This window comes from Rugamonas fusca (assembly GCF_014042365.1).
Classification (GTDB): domain Bacteria; phylum Pseudomonadota; class Gammaproteobacteria; order Burkholderiales; family Burkholderiaceae_D; genus Rugamonas; species Rugamonas fusca.
The window spans coordinates 270,461-287,643 of sequence record NZ_JACEZS010000002.1 but is presented as its reverse complement, the minus strand read 5'-3'; the positions used below and the strand labels follow the sequence as shown (position 1 = coordinate 287,643).

Sequence of the window (17,183 nt, the reverse complement as noted above, 5' to 3'; positions counted from 1 at the left end):
GCAAAAGTATGTTGTTATCAGAGCAGTGCTACAAAAAAATCGACCGCGAGCTGGCCAAGTACCCGGCCGACCAGCGCCAGTCGGCCGTGATGGCTTCGCTGGCCCACGCCCAGGTTGAGCTGGGCTGGATCTCGCCCGAAGTGATGCAGGAACTGGCGGACTACATCCGCATGCCGGCCATCGCCGTGCAGGAAGTGGCCACTTTCTACAATATGTACAACCTCAAGCCGGTCGGCAAGCACAAGATCACCGTGTGCACCAACCTGCCTTGCGCCCTGTCGGGCGGCGAGCGCGCGGCCCACCACCTGAAAGAGAAGCTGGGCATCGACTACCGTGACACCACGGCCGACGGCGAGTTCACGCTGATCGAAGGCGAGTGCATGGGCGCCTGCGGCGACGCGCCGGTGCTGCTGGTGAACAACCACCGCATGTGCAGCTTCATGTCCAACGACAAGATCGACGCCCTGGTCGAGGAACTCAAGAAATGACGTCACTCCATAACCGACACATCGACCCGGTCATCCTGGCCGGCCTGGATGGCCAGAACTGGCATCTGGAAGACTACGTCAAGCGCGGCGGCTACAGCGCGCTGCGCCGCATCCTGCAAGAGAAGATCGCTCCCGAGCAGATCATCGCCGACCTGAAAGCGTCGTCGCTGCGCGGCCGCGGCGGCGCCGGCTTCCCCACGGGCCTGAAGTGGAGCTTCATGCCGCGCCAGTTCCCCGGCCAGAAATACCTGGTCTGCAACACGGACGAGGGCGAGCCAGGCACGTTCAAGGACCGCGACATCATCCGTTACAACCCCCATGCGCTGATCGAAGGCATGGCCATCGGCGCTTACGCCATGGGCATCACCGTGGGCTACAACTACATCCACGGCGAAATCTTCCAGGAATACTTGCGCTTTGAAGAAGCGCTGGAAGAGGCGCGCGCCGCCGGCTTCCTGGGTGACAAGATCATGGGCAGCGAGTTCAGCTTCCAGCTGCACGCGCACCACGGTTATGGCGCCTACATCTGCGGCGAAGAAACGGCATTGCTCGAATCGCTGGAAGGCAAGAAGGGCCAGCCGCGCTTCAAACCGCCATTCCCCGCGTCGTTCGGCCTGTACGGCAAGCCGACCACCATCAACAACACGGAAACCTTCGCGGCCGTGCCGTTCATCCTGAACATGGGTCCGGAGAAGTACCTGGGCATGGGCAAGCCGAACAACGGCGGCTCCAAGATCTTCTCGATCTCGGGCGACGTGAACCTGCCAGGCAACTACGAAGTCCCACTGGGCACCCCGTTCGCCAAGCTGCTGGAACTGGCTGGCGGCATGCGCGGCGGCAAGAAGATCAAGGCCGTCATCCCCGGCGGTTCGTCCGCTCCGGTGATCCGCGGCGAGATCATGATGGACACCGACCTCGATTACGATTCGATCGCCAAGGCCGGCTCCATGCTGGGCTCGGGCGCCGTGATCGTGATGGATGAAACGCGCTGCATGGTCAAGGCGCTGGAACGCCTGTCCTACTTCTACTTTGAAGAGTCGTGCGGCCAATGCACCCCTTGCCGCGAAGGCACGGGCTGGATGTACCGCATGGTGCATCGTATCGAACATGGCCAGGGCCGCGCGTCGGACCTGGATATGCTGAACTCGATCGCCGACAACATCCAGGGCCGCACCATTTGCGCGCTGGGCGATGCGGCGGCGATGCCGGTGCGGGCTTTCGTCAAACAGTTCCGCGAAGAATTTGAATATCACGTCGAGCACAAGCATTGCTTAGTGCCCGCTTACATCTAAGCTGCGTCAGGTAACGATCACCATGGTTGAAATCGAAATAGACGGCAAAAAAGTCGAAGTCCCTGCTGGTAGCATGGTGATGGACGCCGCCAACAAACTGGGAACCTACATTCCGCACTTCTGCTATCACAAGAAATTGTCGATCGCAGCGAACTGCCGCATGTGCCTGGTCGAAGTGGAAAAGGCGCCCAAGCCTTTGCCCGCTTGCGCCACGCCCGTGTCGGCCGGCATGATCGTGCGCTCCGCGTCCGACAAGGCCGTGCAGGCACAACGGTCCGTGATGGAATTCCTCTTGATTAACCACCCGCTGGACTGCCCGATCTGCGATCAGGGCGGCGAATGCCAGTTGCAGGACTTGGCCGTCGGTTACGGCAAGGGCGAGTCCCGCTACGAGGAAGAAAAACGCGTGGTGGCGCCCAAGGATGGCGGCCCGCTGGTCTCCATGCAGGAAATGTCGCGCTGCATCCAGTGCACCCGCTGCGTACGCTTTGGCCAGGAAGTGGCCGGCGTGATGGAGCTGGGCATGATCGGCCGCGGCGAACACTCGGAAATCACCGCGTTTGTCGGCCAGACCGTCAACTCGGAAATGTCGGGCAACATGATCGACCTGTGCCCGGTCGGCGCGCTGACGTCGAAACCGTTCCGCTACAGCGCCCGCAGCTGGGAACTGTCGCGCCGCAAATCGGTCAGCCCGCACGATGGCCTGGGCGCCAACCTGATCGTTCAGGTCAAGCAGGGCAAGGTCAAGCGCGTGCTGCCGCTGGAAAACGAAGCCATCAACGAATGCTGGATTTCGGACAAGGACCGCTTCGCGTACGAAGGCCTGGAAGCCGCTGACCGTTTGACCGCCCCCATGCTCAAGCAGGGCGGCGAATGGAAGGAAGTGGACTGGCAGACCGCCCTCGAATACGTGGCGCACGGCCTGAAGAACATCAAGCATGAACACGGCGCCAACGCGCTGGCCGCACTGGCCACGCCGCACTCGACGCTGGAAGAACTGCACCTGCTGCAAAAGCTGACCCGTGCCATGGGCTCGGACAGCGTGGATACGCGCCTGCGCCACAGCGACTTCTCGCTGGCCGCCGACGTCAAGCCATGGCTGGGCATGGCTATCGCCGACTTCGCGCAGCTGAACCGCGCGTTCGTGATCGGCTCGTTCCTGCGCAAGGATCACCCGCTGCTGGCCACCCGTTTGCGCACGGCAGTGAAGGGCGGCGCCAAGCTGTCCATCCTGCACGCGGCCGACGACGACCAGCTGATGACCATCGCCAACAAGATGATCGCCGCGCCGTCCGACTGGCTGGCCGCGCTGTCGCAAGTGGTCGCTGCCGTGGCCAAGGCCAAGGAAGTGGCCGCACCGGCCGGCTTCGAGGCTGTCACCGTGTCCGACACGGCCGCCGCCATCGCCGCCAGCCTGCTGTCCGGTGACAACAAGGCTGTGCTGCTCGGTAACGCCGCCGTACAACATCCGCAAGCGGCCGCGCTGCACGCCGCCGCGCAATGGATCGCCGAACAGACGGGCGCCAAGCTGGGCGTGCTGACGGAAGCCGCCAACACCGTGGGCGCCTGGATCGCCAACGCCAACAGCGGCACCGCGCCCGTGTTCAGCACGCCGAAACAGGCTTACCTGCTGCTCAACGTGGAACCGCAACTGGACGCCGTCAACCCGCAACAAGCGGCCGACGCGCTCAAGCGCGCCGACATGGTGGTGGTGATGTCGGCCTACAAGCACGGCATGGACTACGCCGACGTGCTGCTGCCCGTGTCGCCATTCAGCGAAACCTCGGGCACCTTCGTCAACTGCGAAGGCCGCGCACAGAGCTTCAACGGCACCGTCAAGCCGCTGGGCGACACCCGTCCGGCCTGGAAAGTGCTGCGCGTGCTCGGTAACGTGCTGGGCCTGTCGGGCTTCGACTACGAAACTTCGGAAGCGATCCGCGACGAAGTGCTGGGCGCCGGCGTGACCGACGTGTCGGCCCGCCTGAACAATGCCGCCAAGGCCGCCCCTGTGGCAGCCGCGTTCGGTGCTGGCAACGCTCCTGAGCGCGTGACCGACGTGCCGATCTACTTCGCCGACGCCATCGTGCGCCGCGCCGAGTCGCTGCAGAAAACGGCCGACGCCGCCGCGCCGAAAGCGCACCTGTCCACCGCACTGGCCCAGCAGTTGGGCGTGGTGGCCGGTGACAAGGTCAAAGTCAGCCAGGGTTCCGGCAGCGCCATCCTGGTCGCCGCCATCGACGCCGGCCTGCCTGCCAACGCCGTGCGCGTGGCCGCCGCGCACGCGTCGACCGCCGCCCTGGGCAGCATGTTCGGTTCCATCACAGTTGAAAAAGCAGGAGAGGGGAAATAATGGCTCTGCCTGAATTCGTCACCGCCATTAACAATGCCGGCGCCGCCAGTGTGCTGGCGCCTGTCTGGCCCCTGGTGTGGGCCATGATCAAGATCGTCGTCGTGCTGATGCCACTGATGGGTCTGGTTGCTTACCTGACCCTGTGGGAGCGTAAGTTCATCGGCTGGATCCAGATCCGCGTCGGTCCGAACCGCGTGGGGCCGGCCGGCCTGCTGCAGCCGATCGCCGACGCGCTCAAGCTGTTGTTCAAGGAAATCATCACGCCGACCAAGGCCAACCCTGGCCTGTTCGTGCTGGGCCCGATCATGACCATCATGCCGGCCCTGGCTTGCTGGTCGGTGGTGCCGTTCGGTCCGGAAGCCGTGCTGGCCAACGTCAACGCCGGCTTGCTGCTGCTGATGGCGATCACTTCGATGGAAGTGTACGGCATCATCATCGCCGGCTGGTCGTCGAACTCGAAGTACTCGTTCATGGGCGCCATGCGCGCCTCGGCCCAGATGATTTCGTATGAGATCCCGATGGGCTTCGTGCTGGTCGTGGTGCTGATGGTGTCCGGTTCGCTGAACTTCATCGACATCGTCGCCGGCCAGCAAAAAGGCTACTTCGTCGAACACGGCGCCAACTTCCTGTCGTGGAACTGGCTGCCGCTGCTGCCGCTGTTCGTGGTCTACCTGACCTCGGGCCTGGCCGAAGCCAACCGTCACCCGTTCGACGTGGTCGAAGGCGAGTCGGAAATCGTGGCCGGCCACATGGTCGAATACTCGGGCATGGCCTACGCCATGTTCATGCTGGCCGAATACGCCAACATGATCCTGATCGGCACGCTCGCGTCCATCATGTTCCTGGGCGGCTGGTCCGCGCCGTTCAAGTTCCTGGAATTCTGGGGCGGTTTCGGTGGCTTCTTCTGGCTGTTCGCGAAGGTGTTCTGCATCGTTTCCCTGTTCATCTGGGTACGCGGCACGTTCCCGCGCTACCGCTATGACCAGATCATGCGTCTGGGCTGGAAAGTATTTATCCCGTTGACCCTGGTTTGGCTGGTCCTCGTCGCAGGCTGGATGCAGACATCCTGGAATATCTGGAAGTAAGGAAAAGAACAATGGAACGTATCAAGGACTTCTTCGGCAGCTTCATGCTGACCGAACTGATCAAAGGGATGGCGCTGACAGGCAAGTACATGTTCTCGCGCAAGATCACCATCCAGTACCCGGAAGAGAAGACGCCCATGTCGCCGCGCTTCCGCGGCCTGCACGCGCTGCGCCGTTATCCGAACGGCGAAGAGCGTTGCATCGCCTGCAAACTGTGCGAAGCGGTGTGCCCGGCGATGGCCATCTCGATCGAATCGGAACAGCGCGAAGACGGTTCGCGCCGCACCACGCGTTACGACATCGACCTGACCAAGTGCATCTTCTGCGGCTTCTGCGAAGAATCGTGCCCGGTCGACTCGATCGTCGAGACGCACGTACTGGAATACCACGGCGAAAAACGCGGCGATCTGTACTACACGAAAGAGATGCTGCTGGCCGTGGGCGATCGTTACGAAGAGCAGATCGCCGCGGCACGCGCGGCCGACGCTCCTTACCGCTAATCGCCGCCGTCCTGCCCGTTTCGCTCCGGTGGAGCAGGGCAGCGCGTGATCTGCCGATCAATAAACTGTACGTCTCTTGGGTTAGTTATGGAATTTAAAACTGCTTTGTTCTACGTGTTCTCGGCCATCATGATATTGGCCGCGACCCGCGTTATCACGGCCCGCAATCCGGTCCACGCCGCACTGTTCCTGGTGCTGTCGTTCTTCTCGGCCGCCGCCATCTGGCTGCTGCTGAAAGCCGAGTTCCTCGCCATCGTGCTGGTGCTCGTGTACGTGGGCGCCGTCATGGTGCTGTTCCTGTTCGTCGTGATGATGTTGGACATCAACACGGACAAGATGCGCGAAGGCTTCTGGGGCTACTTGCCGATGGCCAGCTTCATCGGCGTCGTGATCGTGCTGGAAATGGCCGCCGTGTTGTGGCGCAATTTCCTGTCGTTCGAGGCGCAAGGCCCGGCCAACGCCGGCAACATCGGCGGCACCAAGGAACTGGGCCTGCTGATCTACACCAAATACATCTACGCGTTCGAGATTGCCGCCGCCGTGCTGCTGCTGGCCATCGTCGCCGCCGTGGCCCTGACGCTGCGCAAGCGCAAGGACACCAAGTACTTCGACCCGGCTGACGCGGTGCGCGTCAAGCGTAACGACCGTCTGCGCATCGTCAAGGTGGCAGCCGTGTCCGATCGCGCCCAGGCCGGTGCAGCAAACAAGGAGGCACCATGACTTTATCGCTCGCTCACTACCTCGTTCTTGGCGCGATTCTGTTCGCGATCTCGATCGTGGGTATTTTCCTGAACCGGAAGAACATCATCATCCTGCTGATGGCCATCGAACTGATGCTGCTGGCGGTGAACATGAACTTCATCGCGTTCTCGCATTACCTGGGCGACGCGGCCGGGCAAATCTTTGTGTTCTTCATCCTGACCGTGGCCGCCGCCGAATCGGCGATCGGCCTCGCGATCCTGGTGGTGATGTTCCGTAACCTGGACACCATCAACGTAGAAGACCTGGATAGCCTCAAAGGCTAAGTTTCAACCTCGAATAATAACGATTAAGGTTCATCATGGCGGGGCAAACTCTCAACCCTAACCTCCTTCTAGCCGTACCCCTGGCGCCGCTGGCCGGTGCCGCGATTGCGGGCTTGTTCGGAACCCGATTCTTCGGGAACATGGTCGGCCGCAAGACGTCGCATACTGTGACGATTCTTGGCGTGCTGATTGCATTCATTCTGTCGGCAATGACGCTGTCAGACGTCATCGGCGGCGCCGGCTACAACGGCACCGTCTACAACTGGATGACGGTGGCCGGCCTGAAGCTCGAAGTGGGCTTCCAGATCGACGCGCTGTCGGCGATGATGATGTGCGTGGTGACGTTCGTCTCGTTGATGGTGCACGTCTACACGATCGGCTACATGGCCGAAGACGAAGGCTATAACCGCTTCTTCGCCTACATCTCGCTGTTTACCTTCTCGATGCTGATGCTGGTGATGGCCAACAACTTCCTGCAGCTGTTCTTCGGCTGGGAAGCGGTGGGCCTGGTGTCCTACCTGCTGATCGGCTTCTGGTACACCCGCCCGACGGCCATCGTGGCCAACATGAAGGCCTTCCTGGTCAACCGCGTGGGTGACTTCGGCTTCATCCTCGGCATCGGCCTGCTGCTGGCTTTCGCCGGTTCGATGAACTACCAGGAAGTGTTCGCCAAGCGTGAAGCGCTGGCCGCCCTGACCCTGCCGGGCACGGACTGGATGCTGCTGACCGTGGCCTGCATCTGCCTGTTCATCGGCGCCATGGGTAAGTCGGCCCAGTTCCCGCTGCACGTGTGGCTGCCCGATTCGATGGAAGGCCCGACCCCGATTTCCGCACTGATCCACGCCGCCACCATGGTGACGGCCGGTATCTTCATGGTGACCCGCATGTCGCCGCTGTTCGAACTGTCGGAAACGGCGCTGTCGTTCGTGCTGGTGATCGGCTCGATCACGGCCCTGTTCATGGGCTTCCTGGGCATCATCCAGAACGACATCAAGCGCGTAGTCGCTTACTCGACCCTGTCGCAGCTGGGCTACATGACCGTGGCCCTGGGTTCCTCGGCTTACTCGATCGCCGTGTTCCACCTGATGACCCACGCGTTCTTCAAGGCACTGCTGTTCCTTGGCGCCGGTTCCGTCATCATCGGCATGCACCACGACCAGGACATCCGCAACATGGGCGGCCTGCGTAAATACATGCCGATCACCTGGATCACTTCGCTGCTCGGTTCGCTGGCCCTGATCGGCACGCCGTTCTTCTCCGGTTTCTACTCCAAGGATTCGATCATCGAAGCCGTGGCCGAAACCCACATCGCCGGCGCCGGCTTCGCCAACTTCGCCGTGCTGGCTGGCGTGTTCGTGACCGCGTTCTACTCGTTCCGCATGTACTTCCTCGTGTTCCACGGCGAAGAGCGCTTCGGCAAGGCCCACGGCCACGACCACCATCACGCGCCGGCCGCGGCCGCCCATGATGCGCACGCCGAGCACGATTCGGATGCGCACCACGAAGAGGAAGATGAAGCACACGGCCACCACGGCCTGGGCCCTGGCGAGAAGCCACATGAGTCGCCATTCGTGGTCTGGTTCCCGCTGGTGATGCTGGCCATCCCATCGGTGATCATCGGCTACCTGACGATCGGTCCTATGCTGTTCGGTAAGTTCTTCAACGGCGTCGTGTTCGTGGGCGAGAACCACCACGCGATGGAAAAACTGGGCGAGGAGTTCCACGGCCCGGTGGCCATGGCGATGCATGCGTTCACTTCGCTGCCGCTGGCGCTGGCCCTGGCTGGCGTGGCTTCGGCTTACTACTGCTACATGATCAACCCGCGCGTGCCGGCCTGGTTCTACGACAAGTTCCGCGCCATCCACACGCTGCTGGACAACAAGTACTACATGGACAAGTTCAACGAGACCGTGTTCGCCGGCGGCGCACGCCTGCTGGGCAATGGCCTGTGGAACGTGGGCGACCGCACGCTGATCGACGGCCTCGTCGTGAACGGCAGCGCCAAGGTTGTGGAGTGGTTCTCGTCGCTGACCCGTCTGGCGCAGACCGGTTATATCTACCACTACGCGTTCATCATGATCCTCGGCATTCTGGGGTTCCTGGTCTACTTCCTGCCGTTTTGGCACGCTTAATTAGCTGAACCGCATAGAGATAAAGATAACCATGATGCAGTCAATTTCTACCTTACCTCCGTTCCTGAGCCTGGCGATCTGGGTGCCGATCGCCTTCGGCTTGCTGGTGCTGGCCTTCGGCCGCGACAGCAACGCCGGCATGGTGCGCGTCGGTTCGCTGATCGGCGCGCTGGTCAGCTTCGCGCTCACCTTGCCGCTGATCTCCCATTTCGACAACGCCGCCCACGGCATGCAGTTCGTCGAGAAGTCGCCGTGGATCGAGCGCTTCAACATCCTGTACTCGCTGGGCATTGACGGCCTGTCGCTGTGGTTCATTCCGCTGACGGCCTTCATCACCGTGATCGTCGTGATCTCGGCCTGGCAAGTGATCCAGAAGCGCGTGGCCCAGTACATGGGCGCGTTCCTGATCCTGTCGGGCCTGATGATCGGCGTGTTCTGCGCCATGGACGGCCTGCTGTTCTACTTCTTCTTCGAAGCCACGCTGATCCCGATGTACATCATCATCGGTATCTGGGGCGGCGAGAACCGCGTGTACGCGTCGTTCAAGTTCTTCCTGTACACCTTCTTCGGCTCGCTGCTGACGCTGATCGCCATCATCTACCTGTACAACGTGTCCGGCGGTTCGTTCGACATCCTGACCTGGCACCGTACGCCGCTGACCATGCGCGAGCAGATCTTCATCTTCATCGCCTTCCTGATGGCGTTCGCCGTCAAGGTGCCGATGTTCCCGGTCCACACCTGGCTGCCCGACGTGCACGTGGAAGCGCCAACCGGCGGTTCGGCCGTGCTGGCCGCCATCATGCTGAAGCTGGGTGCTTACGGTTTCGTGCGTTTCTCGCTGCCGATCACCCCGGACGCGTCGCACTACATGGCCAACTTCATCATCACGCTGTCGCTGATCGCCGTGGTCTACATCGGCCTGGTGGCGCTGGTGCAGAAGGACATGAAAAAGCTGGTCGCTTACTCGTCGATCGCCCACATGGGCTTCGTCACCCTGGGCTTCTTCCTGTTTAACGACATGGCAGTGCAGGGCGGCCTGGTGCAGATGATCTCGCACGGCTTCATCTCCGGCGCGATGTTCCTGTGTATCGGCGTGCTGTATGACCGCGCCCACTCGCGCCAGATCGCCGACTACGGTGGCGTCGTCAACAAGATGCCGAAATTCGCCGCGCTGTTCATCTTCTTCTCGATGGCCAACTGCGGTCTGCCAGCCACCTCCGGTTTCGTTGGTGAATTCATGGTGATCCTGGGCGCCGTCAAGGCCAACTTCTGGATCGGCATGATCGCCGCCACCGCGCTGATCTTCGGCGCCGCCTACTCGCTGTGGATGGCCAAGCGCGTCATCTTCGGCAAGGTGGCCAACCACCACGTGGCCGAGCTGACCGATATCGGCGCCCGCGAGTTCCTGATGCTGGGCCTGCTGGCCGCGGCCGTGCTGGCCATGGGCCTGTACCCCGCGCCGTTCACCGACACGATGCAAACCTCGGTCGCGGACCTGCTCGCGCAAGTAGCGCACAGCAAGCTGCCTTAAGAAGAAAACGGAAACGCCTACATGAATACCACCAACATGATCCCGCTCTACGCAGAAGTCTTTCTGCTGGTCGCCGCGTCGGCGATCCTGCTGATCGATATGTTCCTGTCCGAGGGCAAGCGTTCGATCACGTACGTACTGTCGCTGCTGACGCTGCTCGTTTGCGGCTACTTCAGCTATGTCGACTATGCGGCCGGCACCACGGTCTACACGTTCAACAACATGTTCGTGTCGGACCCGATGTCCAACCTGCTCAAGCTGTTCACCTACGTCTCGGTCGGCATGACGCTGATCTATGCACGCCAGTACGCCACCGACCGTGGCATGCTGAGCGGCAACCTGGGCGGCGAGTTCTACGTGCTGGCCCTGTTCTCGCTGCTGGGCCAGATGGTCATGATCTCCGGTAACAGCCTGCTGTCGATCTACCTGGGCATCGAACTGATGTCGCTGGCCCTGTACGCGCTGGTGGCCCTGCGCCGCGACAACGCCCAGGCCACCGAAGCGGCCATGAAGTACTTCATCCTGGGCGCCATGGCCTCGGGCTTCCTGCTGTATGGCATGTCGATGATCTACGGCGCCACCGGCACGCTGGACCTGTCCAAGGTGGCGCTGGCCGCCGCTTCCGGCACCATCAAGCCGACCATCCTGGTGTTCGGCCTGGTGTTCCTGGTGGCCGGCCTGGCGTTCAAGCTGGGCGCCGTGCCATTCCACATGTGGGTGCCTGACGTGTACCAAGGTTCGCCGACTGCCGTGACCCTGCTGCTGGGCGGCGCGCCCAAGCTGGCCACCTTCGCTGTCTGCATCCGCCTGCTGGTGGAAGGCCTGCTGCCAATGGCCGTGGACTGGCAGCAGATGCTGCTGGTGCTGGCCGTGCTGTCGCTGGCCATCGGTAACCTGACCGCCATCGCCCAGACCAACATCAAGCGCATGCTGGCTTACTCGACCATCGCGCAGATGGGCTTCGTCCTGCTGGGCCTGCTGGCTGGCGTGGTCGGCACCGACCGCACCGGCGCTCCGGGCGCCTACAGCGCCGCCATGTTCTACGCCATCACCTACGTGATGACGACCGCTGGCAGCTTCGGCATGATCATGGTGCTGGCCCGCGCCGGCTTCGAAGCGGAAGAACTGGCCGACTTCAAGGGCCTGAGCAAGCGCAACGGCTGGTACGCCGTGCTGATGTCGATCATGATGTTCTCGCTGGCCGGTGTGCCACCGATGCTGGGCTTCGCCGCCAAGTTCTCGGTGCTGACCGCTGTGCTGGGTACGGGCCAGATCTGGCTGACCGTGCTGGCTGTGATGTTCTCGCTGATCGGCGCGTTCTACTACCTGCGCGTCGTGAAGATGATGTGGTTCGATGAGCCGACCGACAACAGCCCGCTGGCTATCCCTGGCGACATGAACCTGGTGCTGAGCCTGAACGGTCTGGCGCTGGTGGTGGTGGGCATGCTGCCTGGCCCGCTGCTGGCATCGTGCCTGAGCGCCATGACCAAGACGCTCAATTCCTGATGGAAGTTTCTTCCGCCAGCTGGCTGGTGATCGTCCTGGCGATCCTGGCCGCCAACCTTCCTTTCTTCAATGACAAGGTGTTCGCCGTGGTGCCGCTGAAGCGGCATCCCGGCGACCCGCGGACAGTGCGGCGCAAGCCGTTCTGGCTGCGGCTGGTGGAAATGGTTGTGCTGTATTTCGCCGTGGGGGCGGCCGGCTTCGCGCTGGAAGCCCGCATCGGCACCCCATTCCCCCAGACGTGGGAGTTCTACGCTATCACGGCCTGTCTCTTTATCGTTCTCGCCTTTCCCGGATTTGTAGTACGCTACCTGCGCAAACACCACACCTGATATACTAGCCCTACGGCAACATGGAGTGCGCATGGATAAGCATCTGAAAGAAGTCCGCGTCGACGGTGAAATGGCGTACGAAGGCAAGTTCCTCAAGGTCCAGAAGGACAAGGTGGCACTGCCGGACGGCCAGCATACGTCGCGCGAGTACATCCGTCATCCGGGCGCCGTTGTGATCCTGCCGGTGCTCGACGATGGCACCGTGTTGATGGAACGGCAATTCCGTTATCCGCTCAATCAAGTCTTCATTGAATTCCCCGCTGGCAAAATCGATCCTGACGAAGACCCACTGGCCTGCGCCAAGCGCGAGCTGGAGGAGGAAACCGGCTACACGGCCACGGATTGGCAATTTGTCAGCGTGATCCACAACGCCATCGCCTATTCGGACGAGCACCTGGACCTGTACCTGGCCCGCGGCTTGCAGCCTGGCACGGCCAGGCTGGATGATGGCGAATTCCTGGAAACCTTCACCGCCACCATCGATGAACTGCTGGACTGGGTCCGCAGCGGCAAGATCACGGACGTCAAGACCGTCATCGGCGTGTTCTGGCTCGACAAACTCCGCTCCGGCGCCTGGAAGCTGGACTGATCGATGGTGTCGCTGCGGCCATTCCGCTTCCTGCTCGCGCTGGCATGCCTGCTGGCGGCGACGGTCGCCCATGCCGAGCGCACGCCGTTCCAGGTCCGTTGCGAAGATTCCCTGAACAAGACCGTGACCGTGCTCACGGCCCAGCAAAGCGGCTACACGGTCGACACCCACCTGTCCTATAACGCGTTGACGTCGATGCATGGCCTGGCGGCCGGCGCCGTCAAGGTGGCGGGGCTGACCCAGACCGACTCGCGCGTGAAGATGGGCTACACGGGCACGCTGCTGCAGGACCCGGAGAGCGGTTACGAATGCATCGCGCCGCGCATCGAGGTCAAGCTGTACTATGTGCCCGTGGTGATCTACGTGGCGCGTGAATTCCCCGTCGGTTCCTGTGCGTACAAGGAAATTCTCAACCACGAGTTGCGGCACATGAACGCGTATATGCAGAACTTGCCGAAGGTGGAAAAGACCGTGCGCGAGGCGCTGGCCAAGCGGTTCCAGGACAAGCCCCTGTACGCGCCGTCCGGCACCGCCATGTCGGCGCTGAGCCACGAGGTCGACAATGGCTGGATGGCCTACATCAAGGCTGAAATGCACAAGGTTGACGCCGAGCAGGCGCGCATCGATGCGCCGGAAGAATATGCGCGCCTGAGCCAGGCGTGCGGCGGCGAGATCCGCGACGTGCTCAGCGGCGGCCACTCCTTCTGAACAACTGCAAGCACTGATGACCCAAGACACCGCTGGCGCGCCGCGCCACTACGCCCTGATTCCTGCGGCGGGCGTGGGCGCCCGCATGGCGGCCGACGGCCCCAAGCAATACCTGACCGTGGGCGGCAAGCCCATGCTGCGGCACGCCCTCGAAGCCTTCCTGGCCAGCGACCGCATTGCCCACACCTACATCGTCGTCAGCCCGGCCGATGGCCAGATCGACGCCGTGGTGCCCCCCGGCCTGGATGGCGTGACGGTGCTGCGCTGCGGCGGCGCCACCCGCATGGAATCGGTGCAGAACGCCTTGCACGCGCTGCGCGCGCAAGTGCGCGACGGCGACAGCATCCTCGTCCATGACGCGGCCCGCCCCGGCCTGACGCCCGAATTGATCGCGCGCCTGATCGATGGCGTGGCCGGCGACCCGGCCGGCGGCTTGCTGGCGCTGCCCGTGGTGGACACCGTCAAGCGCGCCGCCGGCGGCCAGGTCGCCACCGTGCCGCGCGACGGCTTGTGGCTGGCGCAAACGCCGCAGATGTTCAGCTATGCGCTGCTGCGCCGGGCGCTGGACGCGGCCACCGACGCCAGCGCCGTCACGGATGACGCCAGCGCCGTGGAAGCGCTGGGCTTGTCGCCGCGGCTGGTGCCGGGCGATCCCCGTAACCTCAAAGTCACGCTGCCGGCTGACGTCCGCATCGCGGAAATGTATCTGGCCCAACCCACAACGCATTGACCATCGCCATGAATCCCACTCCCGCACTCCCGTTCCGTATCGGCCAGGGTTACGACTGCCACAAGCTGGTCGAAGGCCGCAAGCTCATCATTGGCGGCGTCACGATACCGCACCACGTGGGCCTGCTCGGCCATTCCGATGCCGACGTGCTGCTGCATGCGATCACGGACGCCATCCTGGGCGCGGCCGCGCTGGGCGACATCGGCAAGCACTTCCCGGACACGGACCCGCAATTCAAGGGCGCCGATTCGCGCACGCTGCTGCGCGAAGCCTGCAAGCGCGTGGTGGCCACCGGCTACGCGATCGGCAACATCGACGCCACCATCATCGCCCAGCGGCCCAAGATGGCGCCGCACATCGCCGCCATGTGCGCCAACGTGGCCGAGGATCTGGGCGTGGCCGTGGGCCAGGTCAACATCAAGGCCAAGACCAACGAGAAGCTGGGTTATCTGGGGCGCGAGGAAGGCATCGCGGCCGAAGCGGTGGCCTTGCTGATCCGCTCGTAACACGCTGCTCCAAACCACAACACCCATGTTGCAGAATAGGACGGTGGCGCCAGGCCGCCGTCTGAGTTTTCCCGCGCGCTGAAGGCGCGGCACGGCATCGTGTGATCGTTCTTCGCTCATCCTTCCCGTGCGCGTGCCAGCCCTTCCGGTTGCGAACCTTCATCAAATCAATTCAGCATCAATCTGGCCCTGCCAGTGGCCTGCAACTTGCTTCCCCTATAAGCGGTATGGTCTTCGGCAAACGCGCCGCCGGTCGTCGTTGCGGCAAGCGTTGTCGTTGTTCATGCTGGTGCCACACGCTGCGCGTCTTGGGCATGTTGGCTGTCACTAACTGAACTGGAACGCACTATGAAACGACATTACATCAGCGCATTAACTCTCGCCGCCGCGTCGGCGTTGCTTGCCATGCCTGCCGCGCAGGCGGGCGATGCTCCGGCGACCAGTCACTACGGCAGTATCGAGCGCGCGCAAGCCAAGCGCGCCACGGAGTTGCTCGACAGCGCGGTCGACTATCTGCAAAAGAACGGCCCGGAAAAGGCGTTCGCCAAATTCAACGAGCCGGCTGGTCCGTTCGTGCATGGGCCGTACTACGTGTACGCCGTCGACCTCGATGGCTTCATGCTGGCCAACGGTGGCTCGCAGGTGGGCCTGGTGGGCAAGAACGAGATCGACTTGCGCGATGCAGCCGGCAAGCCCTTGATCCGCGACCTGCTGGAACAGGCTCGCGTCAACGATACGGGCTCCATCGAATACCGCTGGCTGAACCGCGTCAGCAACCACGTCGAAAACAAGGTCAGCCAATACCGCAAGGTCGACAAGTACATCCTGTGCGTCGGTTATTACACGCCGCGTGGTTCGGTGGAGGAAGCGCAGGAACTGCTGGACAAGGCCGTCGCCTACCTGAAGAAATCTGGCGACAAGGCGGCTTACACGGCCTTCAACAGCCAGCAGGGCGGCTTCCTGCATAACGACCTGTACGTATTTGCGATCGGCATCGACGATGGCCGTTATCGCGCCTCGGGCGACTCGCCGCAACTGTCAGGCATGGATGTGCGTGGCTTGCGCGACGCGGCCGGCAAGCCCATGGTGGAGGAAATGATCAAGCTGGCCAAGAGCAAGGGCTCGGGCACGGTGGACTTTGTGTGGCGCAATCCGGCCACCAACGCCGTGGAGCAAAAGCACTCGCTGATCCAGCGCGTGGACAACGTCTTGCTGGGTGTGGGCTACTATAGCAAGTGAGCGGCAAGTGAGCCGCCGGTAAGGGGTTTGCCCGGCGTGCGGCCGGCCGCTCGGTGGCTGCGCGTTCTGTTACCATGGCGCCCTCGATCTGACTTGGAGGGCGGCCATGGCGCGCGATATTTATGCATACCGGCAGGTGGCCGTTGAATCCGTGCTGCGCGACGGGCGGATGCAAATCCGCCCGGTGCCGGGACAGGCTTTCTCGCCTGAGCTGCTGGTGCAGTGCTCGCGCCGCCTGTGCGATACCAGCATCTATCCGCTCGGCACGCGCTTCCTGCTGTCGGCCAAGCTGACCGACCGTCTGGGCGGCACGCCGTATCTGTATGCATGGCACGGCGATGCGGAGCAGGTGTTGTCGGCGCTTGACGTCAAGCGCTTCCTTGCCGAATTCAAGCGCGGCAGAATTTGACATTCTACGGTTCGGATTGATTTGTCGGCTGCCGTTGGCTTTCCCGTCGCATTCAACCCATGCGCTTGGGGCGGCAAATTGCGGCCTTGCCTGACGTGGATAGGGGCCGGCGAAGCGGCCCTATTGTAAGTGCACTCCGATCAGTAACGATTAACGATGCGAATAAGTTCGCCTTGATAGCCGAATTTCTTACCCCATTGTTGGAGTCGGTCGACTAATGCTCGCTCCTCATATAATGCAGGGGCTTCGATAGATCTGCGGACAATGTAGACCATTAAAATGGGATCGTGTGCACAATGTAATGCCGGTCTTTTACCTGGTTGTCGCGTGGTTAAGTATGTAATTTCTTCCGGCGCTAGAATGTCATCTTTGCAGTTGTAGCTAAGCAAGGCAGTGGCAGCTAATTCTTGCGTTGCGTTGTTCAAGACTGCCGCAGCCTTTTCGCCACAGCTCTGCGGCCTACAACCTGATAAGAACGTGTAGTTATCTTCTTTCTGTATTGCCTGATTTGCGATGGTAAGTTCTTCAAGCGCAATATTGACTCGCATATCAGGCGCATATACGTTGGCATGAACATTGGCCAGTAGCTGATCAGCTTGCTTCATTACCAGCCCCCTGACATCTTCATGTGCCGGCTTTGCAAATGCGGGGCTGCACGTTAGCCAGAGGGTTGCCGCAATAAGGCGAACAATTCTCATGCAGATTCCTTTCTAATTCGGACCAAAAGGTTGGTGCGATTTTCCTGATTTGTGCGTTAGTGATTG

General features: G+C 62.0%; 18 protein-coding genes. 17 read left to right on the top strand and 1 reads right to left on the bottom strand.

All coding sequences use genetic code 11. The features are described from left to right. The first annotated feature begins 8 nt into the window (after positions 1-8). The 17 genes from nuoE (at position 9) to H3H36_RS04465 (ending at position 16,419) form a co-directional block, all read left to right on the top strand. Positions 9-488 (top strand): NADH-quinone oxidoreductase subunit NuoE, encoded by a 480-nt coding sequence (gene nuoE, locus H3H36_RS04545; RefSeq protein ID WP_182214565.1) that lies wholly within the window; start codon positions 9-11, stop codon positions 486-488. Continuing rightward, positions 485-1,780, top strand: coding sequence for an NADH-quinone oxidoreductase subunit NuoF (gene nuoF, locus H3H36_RS04540; protein ID WP_182214563.1), 1,296 nt, complete (start codon positions 485-487; stop codon positions 1,778-1,780). The genes nuoE and nuoF overlap by 4 nt, the downstream gene beginning before the upstream one ends. 22 nt (positions 1,781-1,802) lie before the next feature. Then, complete coding sequence (gene nuoG / locus H3H36_RS04535) at positions 1,803-4,130, top strand: NADH-quinone oxidoreductase subunit NuoG (RefSeq protein ID WP_182214560.1); 2,328 nt, start codon at positions 1,803-1,805, stop codon at positions 4,128-4,130. Continuing rightward, positions 4,130-5,215, top strand: a complete 1,086-nt coding sequence (gene nuoH / locus H3H36_RS04530) for an NADH-quinone oxidoreductase subunit NuoH (RefSeq protein ID WP_182214558.1) — start codon at positions 4,130-4,132, stop codon at positions 5,213-5,215. Before nuoG ends, nuoH begins: the two co-directional genes overlap by 1 nt. 11 nt (positions 5,216-5,226) lie before the next feature. Continuing rightward, positions 5,227-5,715, top strand: coding sequence for an NADH-quinone oxidoreductase subunit NuoI (nuoI, locus tag H3H36_RS04525; protein ID WP_182155778.1), 489 nt, complete (start codon positions 5,227-5,229; stop codon positions 5,713-5,715). Positions 5,716-5,802: 87 nt separating this feature from the next. Further along, the gene (locus tag H3H36_RS04520) at positions 5,803-6,435 is read left to right on the top strand and encodes an NADH-quinone oxidoreductase subunit J (protein WP_182214555.1); all 633 of its coding nucleotides are present in this window, start codon (positions 5,803-5,805) and stop codon (positions 6,433-6,435) included. Next, positions 6,432-6,740 carry an NADH-quinone oxidoreductase subunit NuoK gene (gene nuoK, locus H3H36_RS04515; RefSeq protein WP_090314441.1) on the top strand — a complete coding sequence of 103 codons (309 nt, stop codon included), beginning with the start codon at positions 6,432-6,434 and terminating at the stop codon, positions 6,738-6,740. Before H3H36_RS04520 ends, nuoK begins: the two co-directional genes overlap by 4 nt. Positions 6,741-6,775: 35 nt before the next feature. Then, positions 6,776-8,872, top strand: a complete 2,097-nt coding sequence (gene nuoL, locus H3H36_RS04510) for an NADH-quinone oxidoreductase subunit L (RefSeq protein ID WP_182214553.1) — start codon at positions 6,776-6,778, stop codon at positions 8,870-8,872. A 31-nt stretch (positions 8,873-8,903) separates the two neighbouring features. Further along, positions 8,904-10,403, top strand: a complete 1,500-nt coding sequence (locus tag H3H36_RS04505; RefSeq protein ID WP_182214550.1) for an NADH-quinone oxidoreductase subunit M — start codon at positions 8,904-8,906, stop codon at positions 10,401-10,403. Positions 10,404-10,424: 21 nt separating this feature from the next. Then, positions 10,425-11,909, top strand: a complete 1,485-nt coding sequence (gene nuoN / locus H3H36_RS04500) for an NADH-quinone oxidoreductase subunit NuoN (RefSeq protein ID WP_182214548.1) — start codon at positions 10,425-10,427, stop codon at positions 11,907-11,909. Further along, positions 11,909-12,238 (top strand): DUF2818 family protein, encoded by a 330-nt coding sequence (locus tag H3H36_RS04495; RefSeq protein ID WP_182214545.1) that lies wholly within the window; start codon positions 11,909-11,911, stop codon positions 12,236-12,238. Before nuoN ends, H3H36_RS04495 begins: the two co-directional genes overlap by 1 nt. 31 nt (positions 12,239-12,269) lie before the next feature. Continuing rightward, positions 12,270-12,827 carry an NUDIX domain-containing protein gene (locus H3H36_RS04490; protein WP_182214543.1) on the top strand — a complete coding sequence of 186 codons (558 nt, stop codon included), beginning with the start codon at positions 12,270-12,272 and terminating at the stop codon, positions 12,825-12,827. Positions 12,828-12,830: 3 nt separating this feature from the next. Next, positions 12,831-13,535 (top strand): hypothetical protein, encoded by a 705-nt coding sequence (locus tag H3H36_RS04485; RefSeq protein ID WP_182214541.1) that lies wholly within the window; start codon positions 12,831-12,833, stop codon positions 13,533-13,535. 16 nt (positions 13,536-13,551) lie between these two features. Continuing rightward, positions 13,552-14,265 (top strand): 2-C-methyl-D-erythritol 4-phosphate cytidylyltransferase, encoded by a 714-nt coding sequence (gene ispD / locus H3H36_RS04480; protein ID WP_182214538.1) that lies wholly within the window; start codon positions 13,552-13,554, stop codon positions 14,263-14,265. A gap of 8 nt (positions 14,266-14,273) precedes the next feature. Continuing rightward, positions 14,274-14,771, top strand: a complete 498-nt coding sequence (ispF, locus tag H3H36_RS04475; RefSeq protein WP_182214536.1) for a 2-C-methyl-D-erythritol 2,4-cyclodiphosphate synthase — start codon at positions 14,274-14,276, stop codon at positions 14,769-14,771. A gap of 348 nt (positions 14,772-15,119) precedes the next feature. Further along, positions 15,120-16,010 (top strand): cache domain-containing protein, encoded by an 891-nt coding sequence (locus tag H3H36_RS04470; RefSeq protein WP_182214534.1) that lies wholly within the window; start codon positions 15,120-15,122, stop codon positions 16,008-16,010. A gap of 106 nt (positions 16,011-16,116) precedes the next feature. Next, the gene (locus H3H36_RS04465; RefSeq protein WP_182214532.1) at positions 16,117-16,419 is read left to right on the top strand and encodes a hypothetical protein; all 303 of its coding nucleotides are present in this window, start codon (positions 16,117-16,119) and stop codon (positions 16,417-16,419) included. Positions 16,420-16,559: 140 nt separating this feature from the next. Here H3H36_RS04465 and H3H36_RS04460 read toward each other — a convergent pair whose 3' ends face one another. After that, entirely contained in the window at positions 16,560-17,117 is a 558-nt protein-coding gene (locus H3H36_RS04460; RefSeq protein ID WP_182214530.1) for a hypothetical protein, read from the bottom strand. Positions 17,118-17,183 lie beyond the last annotated feature (66 nt).

What these genes read in the sequence shown, in the direction of transcription:
- nuoE (WP_182214565.1), top strand. Translation starts at nt 9, where the DNA reads ATGTTGTTATCAGAGCAGTGCTACAAAAAAATCGACCGCGAGCTGGCC.
- nuoF (WP_182214563.1), top strand. Translation starts at nt 485, where the DNA reads ATGACGTCACTCCATAACCGACACATCGACCCGGTCATCCTGGCCGGC.
- nuoG (WP_182214560.1), top strand. Translation starts at nt 1,803, where the DNA reads ATGGTTGAAATCGAAATAGACGGCAAAAAAGTCGAAGTCCCTGCTGGT.
- nuoH (WP_182214558.1), top strand. Translation starts at nt 4,130, where the DNA reads ATGGCTCTGCCTGAATTCGTCACCGCCATTAACAATGCCGGCGCCGCC.
- nuoI (WP_182155778.1), top strand. Translation starts at nt 5,227, where the DNA reads ATGGAACGTATCAAGGACTTCTTCGGCAGCTTCATGCTGACCGAACTG.
- H3H36_RS04520 (WP_182214555.1), top strand. Translation starts at nt 5,803, where the DNA reads ATGGAATTTAAAACTGCTTTGTTCTACGTGTTCTCGGCCATCATGATA.
- nuoK (WP_090314441.1), top strand. Translation starts at nt 6,432, where the DNA reads ATGACTTTATCGCTCGCTCACTACCTCGTTCTTGGCGCGATTCTGTTC.
- nuoL (WP_182214553.1), top strand. Translation starts at nt 6,776, where the DNA reads ATGGCGGGGCAAACTCTCAACCCTAACCTCCTTCTAGCCGTACCCCTG.
- H3H36_RS04505 (WP_182214550.1), top strand. Translation starts at nt 8,904, where the DNA reads ATGATGCAGTCAATTTCTACCTTACCTCCGTTCCTGAGCCTGGCGATC.
- nuoN (WP_182214548.1), top strand. Translation starts at nt 10,425, where the DNA reads ATGAATACCACCAACATGATCCCGCTCTACGCAGAAGTCTTTCTGCTG.
- H3H36_RS04495 (WP_182214545.1), top strand. Translation starts at nt 11,909, where the DNA reads ATGGAAGTTTCTTCCGCCAGCTGGCTGGTGATCGTCCTGGCGATCCTG.
- H3H36_RS04490 (WP_182214543.1), top strand. Translation starts at nt 12,270, where the DNA reads ATGGATAAGCATCTGAAAGAAGTCCGCGTCGACGGTGAAATGGCGTAC.
- H3H36_RS04485 (WP_182214541.1), top strand. Translation starts at nt 12,831, where the DNA reads ATGGTGTCGCTGCGGCCATTCCGCTTCCTGCTCGCGCTGGCATGCCTG.
- ispD (WP_182214538.1), top strand. Translation starts at nt 13,552, where the DNA reads ATGACCCAAGACACCGCTGGCGCGCCGCGCCACTACGCCCTGATTCCT.
- ispF (WP_182214536.1), top strand. Translation starts at nt 14,274, where the DNA reads ATGAATCCCACTCCCGCACTCCCGTTCCGTATCGGCCAGGGTTACGAC.
- H3H36_RS04470 (WP_182214534.1), top strand. Translation starts at nt 15,120, where the DNA reads ATGAAACGACATTACATCAGCGCATTAACTCTCGCCGCCGCGTCGGCG.
- H3H36_RS04465 (WP_182214532.1), top strand. Translation starts at nt 16,117, where the DNA reads ATGGCGCGCGATATTTATGCATACCGGCAGGTGGCCGTTGAATCCGTG.
- H3H36_RS04460 (WP_182214530.1), bottom strand. Translation starts at nt 17,117, where the DNA reads ATGAGAATTGTTCGCCTTATTGCGGCAACCCTCTGGCTAACGTGCAGC.